Annotated in this window: 21 protein-coding genes; 9 read left to right on the forward strand and 12 right to left on the reverse strand. The window is 64.6% G+C overall.

The window, feature by feature from the left end; translation table 11 throughout:
- Positions 1-46 precede the first annotated feature (46 nt).
- Both F7P65_RS01970 and queF read right to left on the reverse strand, forming a co-directional pair.
- On the reverse strand, positions 47-2695 hold the full coding sequence (locus F7P65_RS01970; RefSeq protein ID WP_150290066.1) for a M1 family metallopeptidase: 2649 nt from the start codon (positions 2693-2695) through the stop codon (positions 47-49).
- A 297-nt stretch (positions 2696-2992) separates the two neighbouring features.
- Positions 2993-3451, reverse strand: coding sequence for a preQ(1) synthase (queF, locus tag F7P65_RS01975; RefSeq protein ID WP_150290067.1), 459 nt, complete (start codon positions 3449-3451; stop codon positions 2993-2995).
- Positions 3452-3535: 84 nt separating this feature from the next.
- Between queF and F7P65_RS01980 the strand changes: the two genes are divergently transcribed.
- The 5 genes from F7P65_RS01980 (at position 3536) to F7P65_RS02000 (ending at position 9297) form a co-directional block, all read left to right on the forward strand.
- Entirely contained in the window at positions 3536-4783 is a 1248-nt protein-coding gene (locus F7P65_RS01980; RefSeq protein WP_240334166.1) for a hypothetical protein, read from the forward strand.
- A gap of 181 nt (positions 4784-4964) precedes the next feature.
- Positions 4965-5837, forward strand: a complete 873-nt coding sequence (locus F7P65_RS01985; RefSeq protein ID WP_150290069.1) for a sulfurtransferase — start codon at positions 4965-4967, stop codon at positions 5835-5837.
- Positions 5789-7039: a cystathionine beta-lyase gene (metC, locus tag F7P65_RS01990; protein WP_150290070.1), complete on the forward strand. Its 1251-nt coding sequence runs from the start codon at positions 5789-5791 to the stop codon at positions 7037-7039. The genes F7P65_RS01985 and metC overlap by 49 nt, the downstream gene beginning before the upstream one ends.
- Positions 7036-8292, forward strand: a complete 1257-nt coding sequence (locus F7P65_RS01995; protein ID WP_150290071.1) for a mechanosensitive ion channel family protein — start codon at positions 7036-7038, stop codon at positions 8290-8292. The genes metC and F7P65_RS01995 overlap by 4 nt, the downstream gene beginning before the upstream one ends.
- Positions 8293-8547: 255 nt before the next feature.
- Complete coding sequence (locus F7P65_RS02000) at positions 8548-9297, forward strand: TorF family putative porin (RefSeq protein ID WP_150290072.1); 750 nt, start codon at positions 8548-8550, stop codon at positions 9295-9297.
- A gap of 116 nt (positions 9298-9413) precedes the next feature.
- Here the strand turns inward: F7P65_RS02000 and F7P65_RS02005 are convergent, their stop codons facing one another.
- From F7P65_RS02005 to coxB, 10 genes are all read right to left on the reverse strand, one after another.
- Entirely contained in the window at positions 9414-10283 is an 870-nt protein-coding gene (locus tag F7P65_RS02005) for a class I SAM-dependent methyltransferase (RefSeq protein WP_150290073.1), read from the reverse strand.
- A gap of 3 nt (positions 10284-10286) precedes the next feature.
- On the reverse strand, positions 10287-11687 hold the full coding sequence (thrC, locus tag F7P65_RS02010; protein WP_150290074.1) for a threonine synthase: 1401 nt from the start codon (positions 11685-11687) through the stop codon (positions 10287-10289).
- 44 nt (positions 11688-11731) lie between these two features.
- Positions 11732-12358, reverse strand: coding sequence for an SURF1 family protein (locus F7P65_RS02015; protein WP_150290075.1), 627 nt, complete (start codon positions 12356-12358; stop codon positions 11732-11734).
- Entirely contained in the window at positions 12355-12765 is a 411-nt protein-coding gene (locus F7P65_RS02020) for a DUF983 domain-containing protein (RefSeq protein ID WP_150290076.1), read from the reverse strand. The genes F7P65_RS02015 and F7P65_RS02020 overlap by 4 nt, the downstream gene beginning before the upstream one ends.
- A gap of 77 nt (positions 12766-12842) precedes the next feature.
- Positions 12843-13673 carry a cytochrome c oxidase subunit 3 gene (locus F7P65_RS02025; protein ID WP_150290077.1) on the reverse strand — a complete coding sequence of 277 codons (831 nt, stop codon included), beginning with the start codon at positions 13671-13673 and terminating at the stop codon, positions 12843-12845.
- Positions 13674-13708: 35 nt separating this feature from the next.
- Positions 13709-14284, reverse strand: a complete 576-nt coding sequence (locus F7P65_RS02030) for a cytochrome c oxidase assembly protein (RefSeq protein ID WP_150290078.1) — start codon at positions 14282-14284, stop codon at positions 13709-13711.
- The gene (locus tag F7P65_RS22460; RefSeq protein ID WP_275897541.1) at positions 14284-14415 is read right to left on the reverse strand and encodes a hypothetical protein; all 132 of its coding nucleotides are present in this window, start codon (positions 14413-14415) and stop codon (positions 14284-14286) included. Before F7P65_RS22460 ends, F7P65_RS02030 begins: the two co-directional genes overlap by 1 nt.
- Positions 14412-15332 carry a heme o synthase gene (locus F7P65_RS02035; RefSeq protein ID WP_150290079.1) on the reverse strand — a complete coding sequence of 307 codons (921 nt, stop codon included), beginning with the start codon at positions 15330-15332 and terminating at the stop codon, positions 14412-14414. The genes F7P65_RS22460 and F7P65_RS02035 overlap by 4 nt, the downstream gene beginning before the upstream one ends.
- 122 nt (positions 15333-15454) lie before the next feature.
- Positions 15455-17122 (reverse strand): cytochrome c oxidase subunit I, encoded by a 1668-nt coding sequence (gene ctaD / locus F7P65_RS02040; protein ID WP_150290080.1) that lies wholly within the window; start codon positions 17120-17122, stop codon positions 15455-15457.
- Between the two features lie 18 nt (positions 17123-17140).
- On the reverse strand, positions 17141-18154 hold the full coding sequence (gene coxB, locus F7P65_RS02045; protein WP_150290081.1) for a cytochrome c oxidase subunit II: 1014 nt from the start codon (positions 18152-18154) through the stop codon (positions 17141-17143).
- A gap of 278 nt (positions 18155-18432) precedes the next feature.
- Between coxB and pyrE the strand changes: the two genes are divergently transcribed.
- Genes pyrE through lepB form a run of 4 tightly spaced genes read left to right on the forward strand, consistent with a single transcriptional unit; the run spans position 18433 to position 21086 of the window.
- Positions 18433-19014 (forward strand): orotate phosphoribosyltransferase, encoded by a 582-nt coding sequence (gene pyrE / locus F7P65_RS02050; protein WP_150290082.1) that lies wholly within the window; start codon positions 18433-18435, stop codon positions 19012-19014.
- A gap of 8 nt (positions 19015-19022) precedes the next feature.
- Positions 19023-19760, forward strand: a complete 738-nt coding sequence (locus F7P65_RS02055; protein ID WP_150290083.1) for a pyridoxine 5'-phosphate synthase — start codon at positions 19023-19025, stop codon at positions 19758-19760.
- A complete protein-coding gene (gene acpS / locus F7P65_RS02060; protein WP_150290084.1) occupies positions 19757-20158 on the forward strand; it encodes a holo-ACP synthase in 402 nt (133 codons plus the stop codon). The genes F7P65_RS02055 and acpS overlap by 4 nt, the downstream gene beginning before the upstream one ends.
- A 31-nt stretch (positions 20159-20189) precedes the next feature.
- A complete protein-coding gene (lepB, locus tag F7P65_RS02065) occupies positions 20190-21086 on the forward strand; it encodes a signal peptidase I (protein WP_150290085.1) in 897 nt (298 codons plus the stop codon).
- The last annotated feature ends 17 nt before the right edge of the window (positions 21087-21103 follow it).

Raw genomic sequence — 21103 nt, forward strand, 5'->3', positions numbered from 1 at the left:
ACACCCTAGAAAAAAGGGCGGTGGATCGTTCCACCGTCCCGTCATTTCACTTCTTCGCAAACCAGGCAGTCAGCGCCGGCTTCAGCCGCGCCCGCGTCTCGATCCGCGTCTTGATCGCGGCGATGGAGCGATCCACCACCTTGCGCGATTCCGGCGTCAGATATTGGGTGGCATAGCTGTCCAGCTTCGTCGCCATCGCCGGATCGGCCGAATTGCCGCCCAGCCGCGCAATCGCCTGCGACCGCGCCGACACATCGATCATCGCCTCATATTGCTGCCGGTGCGCCAGCACATAGTCCACCGCCAGCATCGCATGTTCCGACCCGACGGCCGAAATGATCGCCGCACTGGTGGTCTTGCCCGGCTCGTCGGTCATGGCGAGGTCCAGCGCCTTCTTCGCCAGCGCCTCGTCCTTCGCCACGCCCAGCAGGGCGAAGGTGGTGCTCTTCTCCAGGTCGGACTTCGCGCCATTGGCCATGGCGCGCAGCTTGTCCCAGGTCGCCGCATCGGCATTCTGGGCAATGATGTGCAGCCACACATTGCGCAGCGGCCCGTCCAGCGCCGCCGGATTGCTGGCGAGCGCGGCAAAGCGCTTGTTGGCTTCCGCCACCACGGTCTTGTCGCCCATGCCGCCCAGGGTCGATACCAGCGCCGACCGCAGCACCGGCACCTGCGGATTTTCACCCGGCTTGGCATCATAGCCGACGCTCGCCAGCACCGGGCTGAGCTTCTTCGACGCATAGGCGGCCACCCTGGCCTGCGCCGCCTTGTCGCTCTCCACCATGCTATGGACGCTGTCGAGATAGCCCGGCACCTCCGCCAGCACGGCGGGACTGGCGGAAGCAGGCACCGCATCCACCAGATCCAGCGCCAGCCCCATGGGCTGATAGCCGCCCAGCCCAAGCTGGAAATTATCCGCCAGCAAGCCGATCTGATCCATGGACGACAATCGGGTGAAGTCCTTCGCCAGCGCCTTCACATTCGCTTCCGGATAGAGCGAGCGATAATAGCCTGTCTGCCCCGCATTGATGACATAGGCCCCGCAGCCCGGCAGCGTGACCTGTGCGGACCCGTTCAGGATCAGCCGCTGCTGCGCGCCGCCGATGGTCTGCGCCATCACCGGCACGTTCCAGCGCAGCGGCGCCTTGCTCTTCTGATCCCGGCTGAACTCGCCCTGGCTCAGCGACAGCACGGTCGAGCCGCCCTGGCACTGCGCGCTCTCCACCCTGACCAGCGGGATGCCCGGCTGGCTGGTGAAGTCATGCGCGATGCCGACCACGCCCTTGGCGCCCGCGCCCTCGACCGCCTTCCACAGGTCGTCGGTCACGGTGTTCCCATATGCGTGCTGCTTCATATAGGCGCGGATGCCCGAACGCCACGCATCCTCCCCGGCAAAGCCTTCCAGCATGGTGATGACCGCCTCACCCTTTTCATAGGTGATGTCGTCAAACGCCTGATTCACCTGATCGACCGTGTTGATCTTCTGGAGGATCGGATGAGTCGTCACCAGCGAATCGAGGCTCATCGCCCGCTCGCGGCCATTGACGCGGCTCAGCAGCATTTCCCATTCCGGGTTCAGCTTGTCCGTGACCTTGGTGGCCATCCAACTCGCGAAACCTTCGTTCAGCCAGAGGTCGTCCCACCAGGCCATGGTGACGAGATCGCCGAACCACTGGTGCGCCATTTCATGCGCGACGATGGAATAGATAGTCCGCCGCGTGCTTTCGGAGGTGAAGCGCGGATCGACCAGCAGCGCCCGTTCGAAGGTGAAGATCGCGCCCCAATTCTCCATGGCGGAGAAGAACTGGCTCTGGCCCGGCCCGGCGACATTGTCGAGCTTGGGCAGCGGGAAGGGCACGCCGAAATAGTCGTTATAATAGGGCAGGATCGCCGCCGAGGCATCGAGCGCCAGCTGCGCCTTGCCGGTATTGCCCCGGCCCGTGATGACGCCGACCTCGGTATTCCCGGCCATCTTGGTCGCACGGTCCAGCTCGCCCAGGCCGAAGAACAGCAGATAGGAGGACATTTTGGGCGAGGTGCCGAATGTCACCAGCTTCTTGCCGCCCGCGCTGTCCGCGCTGCTCTTGACCGGCATGTTGCTGACCGCAAGCTGGTCGGCAGGCACAATGGCGGAGAGGTCGAACGTCGCCTTGTAGCTCGGCTCGTCGAAGCTTGGCACGAAACGGCGCGCGTCCGGCGCCTCGAACTGGGTGAACAGCGCGCGCTTCGCCTTGCCGGCATTGTCGGTATAATCGAGCGCGAACAGCCCATTCGCCTGCGTATTGATGATGCCTGCATAGTCGATGGCGAGGCTGTAGCTGCCCGGCTGGACCGGCTTGCCGAAATCGAAAGTCACGGTCTGCGCGTCGGCGTCGATCTTCGCCGTTCCCTTCACTGCCTTGCCCTTTGCCGGGGTGAGCGTGACCGAGCCGATCGTCAGATCGGCGGCGTTCAGCACCAGCACGGGCATCGTCTGCGACACGCTGATGTCGATCACCGTCTGGCCGCTGAATGTCAGGTTCGCCGCGTCGGGCGTCACCTGAATCGCGTAATGGCTGGGCGCGGCGCCGCGCGGCAACTGGGTGGTGACGCCCGCGGCAGGTCCGGCGGGCAGCGCCGTCTGGGCCAGCGCCGGAACAGCCATGGCAATCGGCGCAGCCGCCACCATCAGCGGAAGAATTTTCGAAAAGGACATGAGGTTCACAACTCCGACACGTTGGAACGGCACGGCGAAAACAGGCCGCGCCATGATGACAGGGGATCGCCCCTTTCGCCTCATCGGTCAAGCCGGGCGCCCCGTCGCTGATGTCGTTAGTCGAAGTTTGTTGTTCGTTTGTCAAACAAAGGGATGGCGACGAAGGGTCGGTTGGCTTTTCGTCCCGGTGGAGTCGAAAAGAGTGCACCGGAGCGCAGCGCGCTCATGAGGAGGTGAGCGCGGGAACGCAGGAAATCGCTCTTTGCAGGCCCGCATCGGCGGAATGACGGCCGATCCTCAACCCCGGCCGCGATAGCCCGGCACATCCTGCGCAGGCAGCCACAGACCCGCAGGCGGTTCCCCGGATTGCCAGAACACATCGATGGGAATCCCCCCGCGCGGATACCAATAGCCCCCGATCCGCAGCCAGATCGGGTTCATCTCGGCAAACAACCGTTCCCCGATCCCCACGGTGCAATCCTCATGGAAAGCCGCATGGTTGCGGAACGATCCCAGGAACAGCTTCAGCGACTTCGATTCAACGATGGTCGCGGCGGGCGCATAGTCGATCACCAGATGGGCGAAATCGGGCTGCCCGGTCACCGGACAGAGCGAGGTGAACTCCGGCGCGGTGAAGCGCACCAGATAGGGCTTGCCCGGCCGGGGATTGGGCACATAGTCCAGCGCAGCGTCTTCCGGGCGCGTGGGCAGGGCGCTGTTTTGCCCCAGATGAAGTGGAGTCGGCATGTCAGTCATGGACAGGCCGTCTACGCGATTGCACGGCCAATGTCATCGTCACGCCTCTCTTGCCTTTCATTCATGACAGGTTCAACAGACGCCATGCCTTGGCTGCCACCCATGGGGTTCCGTTTCTCGCCGCTGTTCGCCGCGCCGCTGTTGCTGGCCGCGCCCGCCCTCGCCCAGCAGGACAACAGCACGGAACCGGTCTTCAACCTGCCGAACAGCCCGCATCCGCAAACGACCAATCCCAAACAGCAAGGCCCCGAACTCGACGTCTTTCGGGGCGCGCCGACAAGCGTGACGCCGCCGCCGGTGGTCCTTCCGACGATTCAGGTGCCGCCCGCCGTCACGCCCGCGCCCCAGCCCGCGCCGCAGCCCGCGCCCCAACCGCAACAGCAGCAACCACGCCGCCCGGTGACGCCCCCCGCCGAAACCCCGGGCGCACCCGAACCGACGCCGCCCATTGCAAGCCCGGCACCCGTCGCACCGGCTCCAGCGCCCCAGCCGGTCGAGAATCAGGCGCTCCCGGCTGCCGACAATGCCGCCTCCGCGCCCCAGGCGCCGCCGCTCATGCCCGCCGAAGAGCCGGCCTCCAACTGGACCTGGATCGCTGGCGCAGCCGCAGTCGTCGCGCTGATCGGCGCCTTCCTCTGGCTGCGCCGCCGCAAGCCGGAAGCGGCCGATGCGCCGGCTTATCAAGAGGAACCCGCACCCCAACCGTCGGCGCCGCGCCCCATGCAGCCCCAGCCGGCACCGCCCCAGCCTGCTCCTGTCCCGCCACCGGGCCCGGTCAAGCCCGACCCCGCGCCGGCCGCCATGGATCGCCCCTGGCTCGACCTCGCCATGGACGTGCAGGCCGCTCGCCTGACGCTGATGGGCGCAACCATCGGCTACACGCTGACCCTCCATAATCGCGGCACCCACGCGGCGGAGGATGTCCTCGTCCGCAGCCTGATCGCGAATGCGGACGCCCAGCAACAGCTGCTGTTCCAGCAGTTCTTCGCCGGTGAAACGGGCCTTCCCGTGCACTCCATCGTCACCATCGCGCCGGGCGAAACGCAAAAGCTCAGCGGCGAAATGCGCCTCGGCGCCCCGGAAATCGCGGCGATCCAGATGGGCGAGCGCGCGCTGCTGATCCCGCTGATTGCCTTCGACGCGCAATATCGCTGGACGGGCGAAGGTGAAGGCGCTGAAAATCCGGGCATCGGCCGCACCGGCCGCGCCTTCATCGTGGGCGAGGAGCAATCGCCCCCGGTCGAACGCCTCGCCCCCTTCCGTCTCGACCTCGGCCCACGCCAATATCGCACCCCCGGCAGCCGCGCGACCGCACTGTCGCTCGCCAGCTAGAGCATCGTGCGAAAAAGTGGGCACCGGTTTCCAGTTGGCCGTACGGTCAGCGGCTCGGAAAATGCGGCATCGAAGGATGGGAGCGTTTTCGTCTGGAACGCAAACACGCCCACGCCGATCAGCCCTTCCCACCTTCGTCTGCCGATCCTAGAAAGGACGGGAGTACGAAGGAAAAGGCCGCATGGACATATTGGTATCCACCGACTGGCTCGCTGGAGAGCTGGGTAAAGCCGATCTCGGGGCCGATCTCGGGGCCGACCTCAGAATCGTCGACGCCAGCCTCTTCCTCCCCGGCACCCCGCGCGACCCCAGGGCCGAGTTCGAGGCCGCCCACATCCCCGGCGCCACCTTCCTCGACCTCCCTACCCTGGCCGATCCGGACGATCCGCGCCCCGGCATGCTGCCGACCGACGCCTTCATGACCGAGCGTTGCCAGCAGCTCGGCATCGACGCCGACAGCCGCATCATCGTCTATGACAACAGTCCCACCCACAGCGCCGCGCGCGGCTGGTGGATGATGCGCCTCTATGGCGTCGGCCAAAGCGCCGCGATCCTCGACGGTGGCCTCGTCAAATGGCTGGCGGAAGGCCGGGCCACGCAAAGCGGCAACCCCACGCCTCCGCGCGGCAACGCCGTGGCCCGCCGCGCCCCCGCGCAGGTCCGCACCAGGCAAGACCTGCTCGCCAACCTGCAAAGCCGGGCCGAACAGGTTCTCGACGCGCGCGGTGCCCCCCGCTTCACCGGCGAGGAAAAGGAACCGCGGCCCGGCATGGCGTCGGGCCATATTCCGGGGAGCCGCAACATCCCCTCCTCGACCTTCTACAATGCCGACAACAGCATGAAGCAGGGCGAAGCCCTTCGCCGTCTCTTCCTCGATGCCGGTACGGATTTCGACCGCCCGATCATCACCAGCTGCGGCAGCGGCGTCACGGCGGCCATCCTGCTCGCGGGCCTCGAGCTGCTCGGCAAGACCGACGTTACCCTCTATGACGGCAGCTGGTCCGAATGGGGCCTCGACCCCGCCACGCCGAAGGAAACCGGCCCCGCAGCATGACCAAGAACCGCAAGCCCCTCACCCACCTCGCCCAGGCGGGCCGCAAGTCCGAATGGACCGGCATGCCCGGTCAGCCCGGCGGCATCGTCAGCCCGCCGGTCTGGCGCGCCTCCACCATCCTCTACGACGATGTCGCGCATCTGCGCAGTGCGGCGCGCGGCAGCACCCATGAACGTCTCTTCTACGGCCGCAAGGGCACGCCGACGTCATGGAGCCTCGCCGATGCTCTCACCGAAATGGAGCCGGGCGCCGAAGGCACGATGCTCTATCCCTCCGGCGTTGCGGCCATTGCCTGCGCGCTGATGGCGGTGCTGAAGCCAGGCGACCGGCTTCTGATGGTCGACAGCGCCTATGACCCCACCCGCAATTTTTGCGAACAGATGCTGCGGCCGCTCGGGATCGAGACGGTCTATTACGACCCCGGCATCGGCGCCGGGATCGCGGACCTCATCACCGACACCACCCGCGCCATTTTCATGGAAAGCCCCGGCAGCCTGACCTTCGAGGTGCAGGACGTCCCCGCCATCACCGCCATTGCGCGCCAAAAGGGCATCGCAACCCTGATCGATAACACGTGGGCGACGCCCTTGTTCTTCCCCGCTTTGTCCCACGGCGTCGACATCAGCATCCTCGCCTGCACCAAATATATAGTCGGCCATAGCGACGTGATGATGGGATCGGTGACGGCCACCCCGGCCCTCTTCCCGAAAATCCGCCAGACGGCCTATCTCTTCGGCCAGATGAGCAGCCCCGACGACGCCTGGCTCGCCTCGCGCGGCCTGCGCACGCTGGGCGTGCGCCTTCATCAGCATCAGGCGAGCGCGCTGAAGATCGCCCAATGGCTGTCCGAACAGCCCGATGTCGCCCGCGTCCTTCACCCGGCGCTGCCCTCCTGCCCCGGCCATGCGCTGTGGCAACGCGACTTCACCGGCTCGTCCGGCCTGTTCAGCTTCATCCTGCGTGGCGGCGACGAGCAGGCCCGCGCCGCCCTGATCGATGGCCTCGCCCATTTCGGCATCGGCTATAGCTGGGGCGGCTTCGAAAGCCTCGCCCTGCCGGTCGATCCCGCCCGCTATCGCAGCGCCACGCTCTGGCAGGCCGAAGGGCCCGTGGTCCGCCTGCAAATCGGCCTCGAAGATCCCGACGACCTGATCGTGGACCTCGACGCCGGCCTTGCCCGCTTCCGGGCGGCGCGCGGATGACGCCGGGCTTCCCCGCGCTGCTTGCCCTGATCCCCGGCGATCCCGCCATCGTCCATCCGCTGGTCGCATTGGCGGTTGCCGGGCTGATCTATCTCATTGCCGACGCGGTCGCCCATATTCTGGGGCCGCTGATGCGCCGCCGTATCCGCCCGCTGGGCGACGCGCTGGCGGGGCATCTCCGCCCGATCCTGCGTCACCTGCTGGCGGGCGGGCTGCTCATCCTGCCCACCGCGCTCTGGCCGGTCGACAGCCTTGCCCATCTGCTGCTGGGCGCCGCGCTCGCCTTCGCTTTTTCGGCCCTCGCCGTCCACATCTTGCGCAGCCTCGCCATCCCGCGCTGGGCCGTGGTGCCGATTGCCCTGCTCCTCTTCGTCACGGTCCTCTCCAGCAGCAGCGGCGGTTTCGCGCCCGCGGCCGGCATGCTCGACGGTGTCGGCATCAATCTCGGCAAACGCCGCATCACTCTGCTCGGGCTGGTCAGCATGGCCGCGACTTGCGTCGCCCTGTTCGCGCTTGTCCGCCTCGCCAACCGCATGATCGGGCGCAGCATCACCCACGCCCACGGCCTGGACGCCACGCAAAAGCTGCTCGCGCAGAAACTGGCCGCGATCGCGGTGATCGTCGCCGCCTTCTTCATCGGCGTCGATCTTCTGGCGATCGACCTCACCGCCTTCACCGTCTTTTCCGGTGCGCTGGGTCTGGCGGTCGGCTTCGGCCTGCAAAAGACCTTCGGCAACCTCATCGCCGGGATCATCCTGCTGATGGACCGCTCGATCAAGCCGGGCGACGTCATCGTCGTGGGCGACAGCTTCGGCTGGGTGAACAAGATCGGCGTGCGCGCCGTCTCCGTCATCACCCGCGACGGCAAGGAGCACCTGATCCCGAACGAAAATCTGATGACGCAGGAAGTGGAGAACTGGTCCTATTCCGACCGCAATGTCCGCGTCCGCATTCCGGTGGGGATCGGTTTCGACAGCGATCTCAAGCTAGCGCAGGAGCTGATGCTCCGCGCCGCGCAGGAAAGCCCCCGCGTGCTTCGCAATCCCAAGCCCAATGTCTGGCTGACCGCCTTTGGCGAGAATCGCGTCGAACATGACATATTGGTGTGGATTAGCGATCCGGAGAGCGGGGTCGGCAGCGTGAAGTCGGACGTGCTCAACCGGCTGTGGCTGCTGTTCCGTGAACATGGGATCACCATCCCCTATCCGCAACGCGTCATCCACGCGCCCCCCGGCGGCTCGCGGCCGCAATAGCTTTCCCTCACGGCAATTGCGGCGGAAAGCGCGCGTCCAGGGGATTGTCGCGCCACATTCATGCCCGATTTTGTTGCAGGTCAGCAACATTACGGAACCAAAAGACATGCATCAGCAATAAAATCTTGTGCACCGCAACGGAGACAGGCATCCCAAGGCCGTTGAGACAATCCGGTCCATCCCCCCGCGGGCAATAGAGACCGGGCGTCATGACGCAGGCGGGACGATCGCAGATAACCATCAAGGGGAAACCTCATGCGTAAGTCCATAATCGGCCTCTCGGCCCTCGCTCTTGCCGCGACCGTGTCGACACCGGCCCTCGCCCAGGACGTGCCCACGTCCGACCTGACCGTGTCCGGCAACGCCGCCGTCGTCACCGACTATCGCTTCCGTGGCATTTCGCAGACCGACAAGCGCTTCGCGCTTCAGGGCGGCATCACCGTCACCCATTCCTCGGGCTTCTATGTCTCGACCTGGGGCAGCTCGATCGACGACTATGTCGCCAATGGCAGCGACCAGGAACTCGACCTGATCGCCGGCTATTCCAAGACCATCGGCGCCGCCACGGTCGATGTCGGCGTACTCTATTATTACTATCCCGGCTCGCATGGCGCCAACACCGACTTCGTTGAACCCTATGCCTCGATCAAGGGCACCTTCGGCCCGGCAACCGCCAAGCTGACCGCCAATTACGCGCCGAAATCGCGCGCCCTCTCGGTCGACGGCGGCCTGACCCGGGAAGATAATCTGTACATCGCCGGCGACCTGTCGACCAGCATTCCCAACACCCCGCTGGGCGTATCGGCACATCTGGGCCACAGCTTCGGTCCCAGCTATCTGACCATCGGCAAGGAATATACCGACTGGAACATCGGCGCGACCTACAGCTGGAGTCACCTGACCTTCGGCGTGTCCTATGTCGACACCGACAAGTCGGCCTACAGCCCGAGCGGCCGCAACATCAGCAAGGCCGGCGTGGTCGGTTCCGTCACCGCGTCCTTCTGACGGAATAATCGCACGATCCAAATCCTCCCCATCGCCGGATGGGGAGGATCGAGTGCATCACACCCACTGCCTGTAGCAAGAAAGGGCGCATTTCGCGCCCGCATCCTGTCAATGGATCAGCGGCTCCACCGCGCCCAGATCGCCGTGGGCAGGCGCAATCCCCGCGCCTCTTCCCGCACCGCCAGTTCCCCCGCCTCCACCCTGCCGGGCAGATCGGCAAAGGCCTGTTTCAGCAGTTCACCGATCGCCAGCGCCGACATCCGCACGGCATAGACGGTCAGGAACAGGAACCGGCTGTCCGCGTCCAGCAACTGCCGACAATTGGCGATGAGGCCAGGAAGATCCTCTTCCAGCCGCCACACCTCGCCGTCCGGTCCGCGCCCATATTTGGGGGGATCGAGCAATATTCCATCATAGCGCCGTCCGCGCCGCACCTCGCGCGCGACAAATTTGGCGGCGTCGTCGACGATCCAGCGCACTGGCCGATCCTCCAGGCCCGACAGCGCCGCATTGGCCCGCGCCTGCGCCACCGATTTCTTGGAGGCATCGACATGCACCATCTGCGCGCCCGCAGCCGCCATCGCCAGCGTGCCGACCCCCGTATAGCCGAACAGGTTCATGACCTGCGCTTCGTTCTTGTCGGCGATCTTGCCCCGCATCCAGTCCCAGACCGGCGCCATGTCGGGAAAGAAGCCGAGATGCCGGAAAGGGGTGCAACTCGACTGGAAAGTCACCTCATTCCAATGCAGCGGCCAGCCCTCTGCGGGGACCGGCCGTTCATAGAACCAGCGCCCACCGCCTTCCTCGTCGGAACCGGGCACGAACTCGCCATCGGCCTGCCAGTCGGCCTGCGCCGGTGCCCACATCGCCTGCGGTTCAGGTCGGATGAAGCGAAAACGACCGTAGCGCTCCAGCTTCCGCCCATGGCCCGAATCGATCAGGCCATAGTCGGACCAGGGTTCACCAAGAAGGGCTTGAAGGTCCACCCCTCAAGCCCTCGGCGTCGCCCGCTCCGCGACATAAGCCGTGACCGCGTCGAAGGTGCCGGGCAGCTTGGCATAGGCTTCTTCCCGCGCGAACAGATCGCCCACGCGCGACGGCAGGGCCGGACGGGTGCCGGTCGCCCGCTCGACCGCCGTGGGGAATTTCGCTGGATGCGCGGTCGCCAGCGTCACCACCGGCACTGACGGGTCGAGATCGACCGTGCGTGCCGCAGCGAGGCCAATGGCGCTGTGCGGGTCGATCACCTGTCCCGCCGCGTCATAAGCCCAGCGCATCGCCATGGTCATACCGTCGGCATCGACCCGGGCGGAGGTGAACAGCTTCGACGCGCCATCCCGCTGCGCATTGGTGAGGCGCATCGCCTTGCTCGCCTCGAAACCCTTCATCTGCTCCGCCAGCGCCTTGCCGTCGCGCCCACCGGCATCGAACAGCAGCCGCTCGAAATTGGAGCTGACCTGGATATCCATGCTCGGCGTTGCCGTCGCCACCACCTGACCCTGGCTATAGTCACCCTCGGCGAGGGCACGGTGCAGGATGTCGTTGACGTTGGTGGCGACCATCAGCTTCGCTACCGGCAGGCCCATCTGCGCCGCGACATAACCCGCGAACACATCGCCGAAATTGCCGGTCGGCACGGAGAAGGCAATCGCCCGCTCCGGCGCGCCCAGCCGGACGGCAGCGTAGAAATAATAGACGACCTGCGCCATCAGCCGCGCCCAATTGATGCTGTTCACCGCCGACAGGTTGAACCGCCGCGCGAAGGCCGCATCGTTGAACATCGCCTTCACCAGCGCCTGCGCATCGTCGAAGCTGCCGTCGATGGCGATATTGTAGACATTGGGCGCCAGCACCGTGGTCATCTGGCGGCGCTGAACGTCCGACACGCGGCCTTCGGGATGGAGCATGAAGATGTCGATCTTCGCCCGGCCCGCCACCGCATCGATCGCCGCCGACCCGGTATCTCCGGAAGTCGCGCCGACGATAGTGAGATGATCCTCCCGCCGCGACAGGAAGCGCTCGAACAATTGGCCGAGCAGTTGGAGCGCCACGTCCTTGAACGCCAGCGTCGGGCCATGGAACAGTTCGAGCAGCCAGTGCCGGTGATCCAACTGCACCAGCGGCGTCACCGCATCATGGCTGAAGCGGCCATAGGCGGCGGTGCACAGCTCCCGCAGTTCCTCTTCGCTGAGCGATCCTGCGACGAAGGGCGCCATGACCCGCACCGCCGTCTCAACATAGGAAAGGCCCGAAAGCGCGCGAATATCCTCGGCGGAGAAGCTCGGCCAGCGTTCCGGCAGATAGAGTCCGCCATCGGACGCCAGCCCTGCCAGCGTCACATCCTCAAACCCGAGCGCGGGCGCGCTCCCCCTGGTGCTCACATATTGCATGATGGGGTAGCCCGGTAGCGCTGGACGCGGCTTCGAGCAAGCATTTAAGGCGTGGACCGCCGCCTGAAAGCCGCCAGAAGATAGATGATGACGGCAATGGCGGCGAAGATGAACCATTGCACGGCATAGGCCAGATGGTTGTTGGGCACATCCGCCACCGTCGGCGGCGCCAGCGGCTTGAGGCCCGGCACGGCCTCTCCGGCGATCAGCATCGGCCTCAGGGGAAGCGACTTGCCGCCGATCCGCGAGAACAGGGATCGATGATCCGGCTCCTCTCCAATCCACCCGCGGATCTGGCCGCCGCGCCATTGCGGCGTGGCATCGGGTCGAGCCGCCACGCCCGCCGCGACCAGCACGCCCGGCCCCTCGGCACCGGTCGCGCATTCGGCGATATAGCGATAGCCGGTCGATCCATCGGCCGCGCGGCCCGCCTCGCTATGCCAATGAATGACATGCAGGCAATGAACGGAAGAGCGGCGGAAGAGCAGGTCGGACGGCACCGGCGGAAAGGCGGGGAAAGCCACTGCGGGTCGCGCCGGATTGGCCGCGACCAACGCAAGCATCGCTTCCTTTTCCGCCCGCCGCTGCAATTGCCAGACACCAAGGCCGATCATCACCAGCACCGCCGCCGCGACGATCAGGGTCGGCAGGAGGGGGAGGCGCCGGATCATTGCTCACGCTCCTTGACCTTCCATTGCCCCTCACGCGCCCGGTTGCGATATTCCAGGATCAGCAGCATGGCCTTTGCCACCCGGAGGCTCCCGACGACAGCAAGCACCGTCAACGGCGTCCACAGCAGGATATGAAGCCAGAGCGGCGGATGAACCTTCAGTTCCAGGGTCAGCGCCAATACAACCATCACGGTGCCCACGATCAGGGTCAGGAAGGCCGCCGGGCCGTCGCCGACGTTGAACTGCGCAAGATCGAGCCCACAGGCCCGGCAGGAAGGGGCGAAGCGCACCGGTCCGACGAACAGCGTCGCCGCCCCGCATTGCGGGCAGCTTCCCTGCGCCGCTGCGACCAGCAAGGGCTGCGATGCGCCGGAACCGGGATCGGTCGATAGCATGGAATCAGGCATAAGGCCGCCTTTCCAAAAAGAAAACGGCCGGAATGCATCCGGCCGTTTCCACCCAAATCATGGACGGAGCCGTCCGATCAACCGCCGTGAACCGGCGCGCCCCAGCCGCCCCAAACATAGATGACCACAAAGAGGAACAGCCACACCACGTCGACAAAATGCCAATACCACGCAGCCGCCTCGAAACCGAAATGCTGGCGCGGGGTGAAATCGCCCCGATGCGCGCGGATCAGGTTCACGATCAGGAAGATGGTGCCGATCAGGACGTGGAAGCCGTGGAAGCCGGTAGCCATGTAGAAGGCCGAGCTATAGGGCGTATGACCGAAGGGGAAGGGCGCATGCGCATATTCATAGGCCTGGATCGAGGAGAAGAGCAGGCCGAGAATGACGGTGACGGTCAGGCCCCGCTTCAATCCCTCGCGATCGCCATGGATCAGCGCATGGTGCGCCCAGGTCACGGTCGTGCCCGAACAGAGCAGGATCAGCGTGTTGAGCAGCGGCAGTTCGAAGGCGTTCATCACCTCGATGCCCTTGGACGGGAACATCCCTTCGATCGGCGCGAGTTGGCTCGGGAAGAGCGAAAAATCGAAGAAGGACCAGAACCATCCGACGAAGAACATCACTTCCGATGCGATGAACAGGATCATGCCGTAGCGCAAATGAAGCTGCACCACCGGCGTATGGTCGCCGGCATGGGCCTCGGCAATGACATTGCTCCACCAGCTGAACATGGTGAACAGCACGCCTGCCACGCCGATCAGGAAAACCCAGCCGCCGCCGGCCGGCGTGGCGTCGGGATGCAGCCACATGATCGCACCAAAGGCCATGACCAGCGCCGACATGGACCCGAAAAAGGGCCAAATGCTGGGCGGAAGAATATGATAATCGTGGTTCTTGGCGCCTGCCATGACGTTCTCATCCCCGTTCGCGTTATTGTTGTTGCTTAGCTTGGCTTTTTATCCTGCTCAACAGGATAGAAGGTATAGCTCAGCGTGATTTCCTGCGTGTCCTTATTGTCGGAATCGCTCAAGATCTTCGGATCGACATAATAGATCACCGGCATGCGGACTTCTTCCCCCGGCTGCAAGGTTTGCTGGGTGAAGCAGAAGCATTGAATCTTGGTGAAATAGGCCCCCGCCTGCAGAGGCGTGACGTTGAAGCTGGCGGTGCCCGTGACGGGCTTGTCCGACATGTTCTTTGCCAGGAAAATCGCCATGCTGCGGGCACCGACGGTGACCGTCTGGGTCGGATGCTCGGGGCGAAATTGCCAGGGCATGCCGGGCGCCACGTTGGAATCGAAACGAATCGACATGCGGTGTCCGGCGGCTTCCCGGACCTGGACATCATCGCCAGCCCGTTGCGTGGTGCCGCCAAAGCCGGTGCGTTCGCAAAAAATCCGGTAGAGCGGCACCGAAGCGAAGCCGAGGCCCAACATGGCCAGCCCAATGCCCGCCATCCCGATCATGGTGCGCCGGTTGCGCCGGTCCCGGTCGAACGGAGAGGGAGGCAAGCTCGCCATCAATGGCCTCCGCCGATCTTGGCGATGGTGATCGCGTAGAAAAGAAGGACCAGCGCACCCAGCAACAGGCCCGTCACAATGGCCCGGCTTTTCTGGCGGGAGCGGATCTGGCGGTCTTCTTCGGGCGTCATGCGAATATCCAACGGTCGATCACCACCGCCCCGAACAGCAGGAAGAGATAGAGGATCGAATATTTGAACAGCCGCTTTTCCGGTCCCATGCGCACGGGATCGCTTTCGCGGCGACGGAAGACCTGAAAGGCAAAGACTGCAAAGAGCGCGGTGCCCAGCAGGGCCGCCGTGCCATAGACGGGGCCGGTCAGGCGCAGCAACACAGGCGCCATCGCGGCGACCGCCATGACTGCGGTGTAGAACCAGATCTGGCGGCGGGTGGCGACTTCACCCGAAACGACGGGCAGCATCGGAATGCCGGCGGCGGCATAATCGGTCTTCACGAAAAGCGCGAGCGCCCAGAAATGCGGCGGGGTCCAGAAGAAGATCAACATGAAAAGAGCGATTGGCAGCGCGCTGATATGGCCTGTCGCGGCCGCCCAGCCAATCACCGGCGGGAACGCGCCCGCCGCGCCACCAATCACGATATTCTGCGCCGTCCGCGGCTTCAGCCAGATGGTATAAACGAAAACATAGAAGAGGATCGACACCGCCAGCACGGCGGCCGCGAGCCAATTGGTGGCGATCCCCATCAGCAACACCGAAAAGAAGGACAGGCCAATGCCGAAATGCAGGGCCGATTGCCGATCCATCCGTCCGGCCGGGATCGGGCGATTGGCGGTACGCTTCATCTTGGCGTCGATATCGGCCTCATACCACTGATTGAGCGTCGCGGCCGCGCCCGCGCCCAGGGCGATGCAGAGAATCGCCGTGAAGCCCAACACCGGATGAATATGACCCGGCGCGGCAAGCAAGCCGCATAGCCCGGTGAAAACCACCAGGGTCATTACCCGCGGCTTGGTCAGCGCAACGAAATCCCGCCAATGCGCGGGAATCACAGAAGCCGAACCTTCCGACATGATCGGCGAACTTGCCATAATCTCCTCATGCGGCAGCCCGGCACGATGTCCGCGCCGGGTCTGCTCCCTATGTGCTGGGAACTGGCGCGCCCTTACGCCAATCCCGGCATTCCCGCAAATCGGAATGCCTCCGGCCGCGGTCAGTCGATGACCGGCAGCGTTTCGAACTGGTGGAAGGGCGGCGGGCTGGACAGCGTCCATTCCAGCGTCGTGGCGCCTTCGCCCCAGGGATTGCCCTCCGCCTTCTTGCCGGCAACGAGCGACCAGACAAGGTTGACGAAGAAGATCAGCATGCCGGCTGCCATGATTTCATAGCCATGGCTCGCGACCTTGTTCCAATAGGCGAACGCCTCCGGATAGTCGGGATAGCGGCGCGGCATGCCCGACAAGCCGAGGAAATGCATCGGGAAGAACAGCAGGTTCACGCCGATGAAGAACACCCAGAAATGCAGGTGGCCGAGGAATTCGTTATACATCTTCCCCGACATTTTCGGGAACCAGTAGTAGAACCCGGCGAACAGACCGAAGACGGCCCCCAGGGACAGCACATAATGGAAGTGCGCGACGACATAATAAGTGTCGTGCAGCACGTCGTCGACGCCGCCATTGGCCAACACCACACCGGTCACACCACCCACGGTGAACAGGAAGATGAAGCCCAGCGCCCAGACCATCGGGGTCTTGTAGCTGATGGAACCGCCCCAGATCGTCGCGATCCAGGAGAAGATCTTGATACCGGTCGGCACCGCGATCACCATCGTGGCGGCGGTGAAATACATCTTCACATTCACCGACATGCCGGTGGTGAACATGTGGTGCGCCCAGACGACGAAGCCGACCACGCCGATCGCGACCATGGCATAGGCCATGCCCAGATAACCGAAGACCGGCTTGCGGCTGAAGGTCGAAACGATCTGGCTGACGATGCCGAAGCCCGGCAGGATCATGATATACACTTCGGGATGGCCGAAGAACCAGAAGAGATGCTGGTACAGTTCCGGATCGCCACCGCCGGCGGCATCGTAGAAGGTCGTGCCGAAATTGCGGTCGGTCAGCAGCATAGTGATCGCCGCGGCCAGAACCGGCAGCGCCAGCAGCAGCAGGAAGGCAGTGACCAGCACCGACCATACGAACAGCGGCATCTTGTGCAGGGTCATGCCCGGCGCGCGCATGTTCAAAATGGTGGTGATGAAGTTGATCGCCCCCAGGATCGAGCTGGCGCCCGCAATGTGCAGCGACAGGATCGCCATGTCGACCGCCGGCCCCGCAGAACCGCTGGTGGAAAGCGGCGCATAGACTGTCCAGCCGGTGCCCGCACCATTGCCGGTACCGCCGGGGAAGAAGGTCGAACCCAGCAACAGCGTAAAAGCCGGGATGAGCAGCCAGAAGCTGATGTTGTTCATCCGCGGGAAGGCCATGTCCGGCGCGCCGATCATGATCGGCACGAACCAGTTGCCGAAGCCGCCGATCATCGCCGGCATCACCATGAAAAAGACCATGATGAGCCCGTGGGCGGTGATCAGCACGTTCCAGAGATGATAGGCTTGGTCGAGCGTGGCGCTTGGGCCATCGCTGAACTGCGCCCAGGTCTGGAGATACTGGATGCCCGGCTGCGCCAGTTCGGCGCGCATCAGGCCCGAGATCGCACCGCCGATGATGCCGGCGACGATCGCGAAGATCAGGTAAAGCGTGCCGATATCCTTGTGGTTGGTCGACATGAACCAACGCTGGAAGAAGGCCGGCTTGTGATCGGCGTCATGATGCTCGTGCACATGATCGCCGTGATGGTCTGCGGTAATCGTGGTCATGGCGTATATGCCCTTACATCAAAGCTTTGCGGCGGGAGCGGCGGCGGGCTGCGGCGCCTGGGCGGTCGTTGCCGCCCCTGCGCCCTGGAGCTTCCCGCCCTGCGAGAGCAGCCACTGGTCGAACTGGGCCGGCGGCAGCGCCTCGACCGCGATCGGCATGAAGCCGTGGCGGGCGCCGCACAGTTCCGAACACTGGCCGTAATAGACGCCCGGCTTCTCGATGGTGAAGCTCTTCTCGTTGAGACGGCCCGGCACCGCGTCCATCTTCACCCAGAGCGAAGGCACCGCGAAACTGTGGATCACATCGGCGCCGGTGATGATCAGCTTGATCGGACGACCGACCGGCAGGACCAGACGGTTGTCGGGCGCCAGCAGATAGGGCTCGCCATTGGCCCCCGCCTTGTCTCTGGGCAGCAGGTTGGAGACGAATTCCGGAATGCCGTTGTCGGGATATTCATAGCCCCAATACCATTGATAGCCGGTCACCTTGACGGTCAGCGCATCCTTGGGCGCGGGCTTGTACTGGTCGGCCAGCAGGCCGATCGAGGGCACCGCGATCACCAGCAGGATCACCACCGGCACCACCGTCCAGATCACCTCGATCAACGTATTGTGCGAGGTTTTGGATGGGATCGGGTTCGCGCTGCGGCGGAATTTCCACATCGCATAGGCCATCAGGATCAGGACCAGGATCGAGATCGCGAAGATGATCGGCAACAGCATCACGTCATGCAGCCAGCGGGCCGTATGGCCGGTCGGCGAAAACTGCTTCTGAAGGGTGATCTCCCCTGGCATCGGCATGCCGATGCCGAGGGTCGGCTTCATCCGCGGCGGCGCGGCGACCTTTTCCGCCGGAGCGGCTTCGGCGGCAGGTGCCGCCGCATGGCTGGCCGAATCGGCGGCCGCCGTGTCATTCCCGGTGGCGGGCGCCGCAACTGCGGCATTCTCCTGCGCCAGTGCCGGACCGTTCATCGCGAGTGTGGGCGCAAAGGCCAACAACCCGGCGAGGACGAGCGATTTCACCTTTTTCATAGCGTCTTCTTACCCCGTAACCCCTTGGCGCCGCTGCAACGAAGGCACATGCGTAGTTACGCCTCCCCCCGCCTGTTTCGGTCCGCCACGGCTTATAAGCATCGTTTTTTTATGCCTCAACCTTCCACAACCAGATTTTCTTCGCTGTTGCAACGCCTAGTTGGTGAGCCTATCTCGCTCCCCGCGCACAGGGGCGCGATCATGGGGCGACCCATGAGGGAAAGCCGGACCGCTTCCGCATCAGGCAGGCGGCGCGGACGAATGGATCGAAGAATCGAATGACCGACGAGGAAGTATTAGCGGAATTCAGGGCTGCCGGCGCATTGCTGGAGGGACATTTCATTCTGTCCTCCGGCCACCGCAGCGCCAATTATCTTCAGTGCGCCCGCGTGCTGATGAACGCCGAACGCGCGGGCCGGCTGGCGCGGGCCGTGGTGCAGAAACTGCCGCGCGAAATGCGGCAGGAGATCGACATGGTCGTCTCGCCGGCCATGGGTGGCCTCATCATCGGCCATGAGGTCGGTCGCGCGCTCGACAAGGATGCGGTGTTCCTCGAACGCCCCGAAGGCACGTTCGAACTGCGCCGCGGCTTCGCCATCGCGCCGGGCCAGAAAGTGCTGATGGTCGAGGATGTGGTGACCACCGGCCTGTCCTCGCGCCAGGCGATCGAGGCGATCGAGGCGGAAGGCGCCATCGTCGTGGCGGAAGTCGCGTTGGTCGATCGGTCCGCGGGCGAAGTCGATCTGGGCGTGCCCTTCTACCCACTCGTCAGCATCAATTTCCCGGTCTATGAAGCCGATCAGGTCCCGCCCGAATTGGCGGCGATCCCGGCGACCAAGCCCGGCAGCCGCAAGCAATAGGATCGCCCATGCCGCACTCCCCCGCCGCTTTGCGCCTGGGCGTCAACATCGATCATGTGGCGACCATCCGCAACGCCCGGGGAGGCGGGCATCCCGATCCGGTGAAGGCCGCGTTGCTGGCCGTCAAGGCCGGGGCGGACGGCATCACCGCTCATTTGCGCGAAGACCGCCGCCATATCCGCGACGAGGATATCGCGACCCTGATGGCGGCGCTCACCGTGCCGCTCAATCTGGAAATGGCGGCGACGCAGGAGATGCTGGGCATCGCGCTTCGGCATCGCCCGCATGCCGCCTGCATCGTGCCGGAAAAGCGCGAGGAGCGGACCACCGAGGGCGGGCTGGACGCCGCCGGGCAGATCGACGCGCTGCGCCCGATCGTCGGCGCGCTCAATGAGGCGGGCATCCGCGTCAGCCTGTTCATCGAGCCCGATCCGGCGCAGATCGAAGCGGCGATCCGTCTCGACGCGCCGGTGGTCGAGTTCCACACCGGCCGCTATGCCCATCTCACGGGCACAGAGCGGGCGGAGGAACTGCGCCGCCTGTCCGATGCCGCCGCGCTGGCCGCCAAGAACGGCATCGAGCCACATGCGGGCCACGGCCTGACCTATGACAATGTCGGTCCGATCGCCGCGATTCCGCAGGTGGCGGAACTCAATATCGGCCATTTCCTGATCGGCGAGGCGATTTTCAGTGGTCTGGAAGGCAGCATCCGCGAAATGCGCCGGCAGATGGATCTGGCGCGGTGATCATCGGCCTGGGTTCCGACCTCTGCAATATCGAGCGGATCCAGAATTCCCTCGACCGCTTCGGCGAACGATTCGAAAATCGCGTCTTCACCGATATCGAGCGGGCCAAGGCCGAACGCCGCCCCTTCACCAAGGCGGGTACGCTGGCGAAGCGCTTCGCCGCCAAGGAGGCTTTTTCCAAGGCGGTGGGCACAGGCTTCAACAAGGGCGTGTTCATGAAGGATATCGGCGTGGTCAACCGGCCCGGCGGCGCGCCGACGCTGGCATTGACCGGCGGTGCCCTGGCGCGGCTGGAATCGTTGGTCCCGGCGGGCCACCGCGCCGTCATTCACCTGACGCTCACCGACGATCATCCATGGGCGCAGGCCTTTGTTATCATCGAAGCCCTGCCGCTATGACGATGGGGACTCTTCAGCCGGAAACCCTCCCATGACGGCAGCGGACATGACCGAGAACAGCCCCCTCCCCTCCGAAGAGCCGACCACGCCCCCGGCAGAGGGCCCGGAAAAGACCTCGGTCGACTGGTGGCAGGAAGCCAAAAGCATCGGGCTGCTGATCCTGGCGGTGCTGGCTTTCCACAGCTTCGTCGCCAAGCCTTTCTATATTCCCAGCGAATCGATGATGCCGGTGCTGTTGAAGGGCGACCGGCTGGTGGTGAGCAAATTTCCCTATGGCTGGTCCTATGTCTCGCCCAGCTTCCATCCGCTGCCTTTCCTGAAGGGGCGGATTTTCGGGCACATGCCCCAGCGCGGCGACGTCGTCATCGTGTCGCCGCAGAACAAGCGCGAGGATTATATCAAACGCGTCATCGGCCTGCCCGGCGACATATTGGAAGTGCGCGGCGGCCAGATCATCCTGAACGGCGTGCCGGTACCGCAGAAGGTGCTGAAACCCATCCGCATTCCCGTGGACGGCAATGCCCCCTGCCCACCTCTGCAATTCCCCGGCGCGCTGATGACCGACGCCCAGGGCAAAAGCTGGTGCGAACTGCCCGTGCGGCAGGAAACCCTGCCCAACGGCAAAACCTATCTGGTCATCGACATGGGGCCGAGCACGCTCGACTGGTATGGACCGGTGCGGATTCCGGCAGGCCATGTCTTCCTGATGGGCGACAATCGCGACAACAGCGCCGACAGCCGCGCGCCGCTGGAGGAAAACGGTCTAGGCGGGCCGGTGCCGTGGGAAGCGCTCGGCGGCCGGGCGGAGTTCATCACCTTTTCGCTCGATGGCGATTCGGGCTGGAACCCGCTGGGCTGGCTCCACGCCTTGCGCAGCGGGCGCGCGGGGAACAGCCTGCGCCCCGCGAGCGTTACCGTCCCGAAATAAGCTATGGCATCAAAGGG

The organism is Sphingobium estronivorans (genome assembly GCF_008692605.1).
Classification (GTDB): Bacteria; Pseudomonadota; Alphaproteobacteria; order Sphingomonadales; family Sphingomonadaceae; genus Sphingobium; species Sphingobium estronivorans.

What these genes read in the sequence shown, in the direction of transcription:
- F7P65_RS01970 (WP_150290066.1), bottom strand. Translation starts at nt 2,695, where the DNA reads ATGTCCTTTTCGAAAATTCTTCCGCTGATGGTGGCGGCTGCGCCGATT.
- queF (WP_150290067.1), bottom strand. Translation starts at nt 3,451, where the DNA reads ATGACTGACATGCCGACTCCACTTCATCTGGGGCAAAACAGCGCCCTG.
- F7P65_RS01980 (WP_240334166.1), top strand. Translation starts at nt 3,536, where the DNA reads ATGCCTTGGCTGCCACCCATGGGGTTCCGTTTCTCGCCGCTGTTCGCC.
- F7P65_RS01985 (WP_150290069.1), top strand. Translation starts at nt 4,965, where the DNA reads ATGGACATATTGGTATCCACCGACTGGCTCGCTGGAGAGCTGGGTAAA.
- metC (WP_150290070.1), top strand. Translation starts at nt 5,789, where the DNA reads ATGGGGCCTCGACCCCGCCACGCCGAAGGAAACCGGCCCCGCAGCATG.
- F7P65_RS01995 (WP_150290071.1), top strand. Translation starts at nt 7,036, where the DNA reads ATGACGCCGGGCTTCCCCGCGCTGCTTGCCCTGATCCCCGGCGATCCC.
- F7P65_RS02000 (WP_150290072.1), top strand. Translation starts at nt 8,548, where the DNA reads ATGCGTAAGTCCATAATCGGCCTCTCGGCCCTCGCTCTTGCCGCGACC.
- thrC (WP_150290074.1), bottom strand. Translation starts at nt 11,687, where the DNA reads ATGCAATATGTGAGCACCAGGGGGAGCGCGCCCGCGCTCGGGTTTGAG.
- F7P65_RS02015 (WP_150290075.1), bottom strand. Translation starts at nt 12,358, where the DNA reads ATGATCCGGCGCCTCCCCCTCCTGCCGACCCTGATCGTCGCGGCGGCG.
- F7P65_RS02020 (WP_150290076.1), bottom strand. Translation starts at nt 12,765, where the DNA reads ATGCCTGATTCCATGCTATCGACCGATCCCGGTTCCGGCGCATCGCAG.
- F7P65_RS02025 (WP_150290077.1), bottom strand. Translation starts at nt 13,673, where the DNA reads ATGGCAGGCGCCAAGAACCACGATTATCATATTCTTCCGCCCAGCATT.
- F7P65_RS02030 (WP_150290078.1), bottom strand. Translation starts at nt 14,284, where the DNA reads ATGGCGAGCTTGCCTCCCTCTCCGTTCGACCGGGACCGGCGCAACCGG.
- F7P65_RS22460 (WP_275897541.1), bottom strand. Translation starts at nt 14,415, where the DNA reads ATGACGCCCGAAGAAGACCGCCAGATCCGCTCCCGCCAGAAAAGCCGG.
- F7P65_RS02035 (WP_150290079.1), bottom strand. Translation starts at nt 15,332, where the DNA reads ATGGCAAGTTCGCCGATCATGTCGGAAGGTTCGGCTTCTGTGATTCCC.
- ctaD (WP_150290080.1), bottom strand. Translation starts at nt 17,122, where the DNA reads ATGACCACGATTACCGCAGACCATCACGGCGATCATGTGCACGAGCAT.
- coxB (WP_150290081.1), bottom strand. Translation starts at nt 18,154, where the DNA reads ATGAAAAAGGTGAAATCGCTCGTCCTCGCCGGGTTGTTGGCCTTTGCG.
- pyrE (WP_150290082.1), top strand. Translation starts at nt 18,433, where the DNA reads ATGACCGACGAGGAAGTATTAGCGGAATTCAGGGCTGCCGGCGCATTG.
- F7P65_RS02055 (WP_150290083.1), top strand. Translation starts at nt 19,023, where the DNA reads ATGCCGCACTCCCCCGCCGCTTTGCGCCTGGGCGTCAACATCGATCAT.
- lepB (WP_150290085.1), top strand. Translation starts at nt 20,190, where the DNA reads ATGACGGCAGCGGACATGACCGAGAACAGCCCCCTCCCCTCCGAAGAG.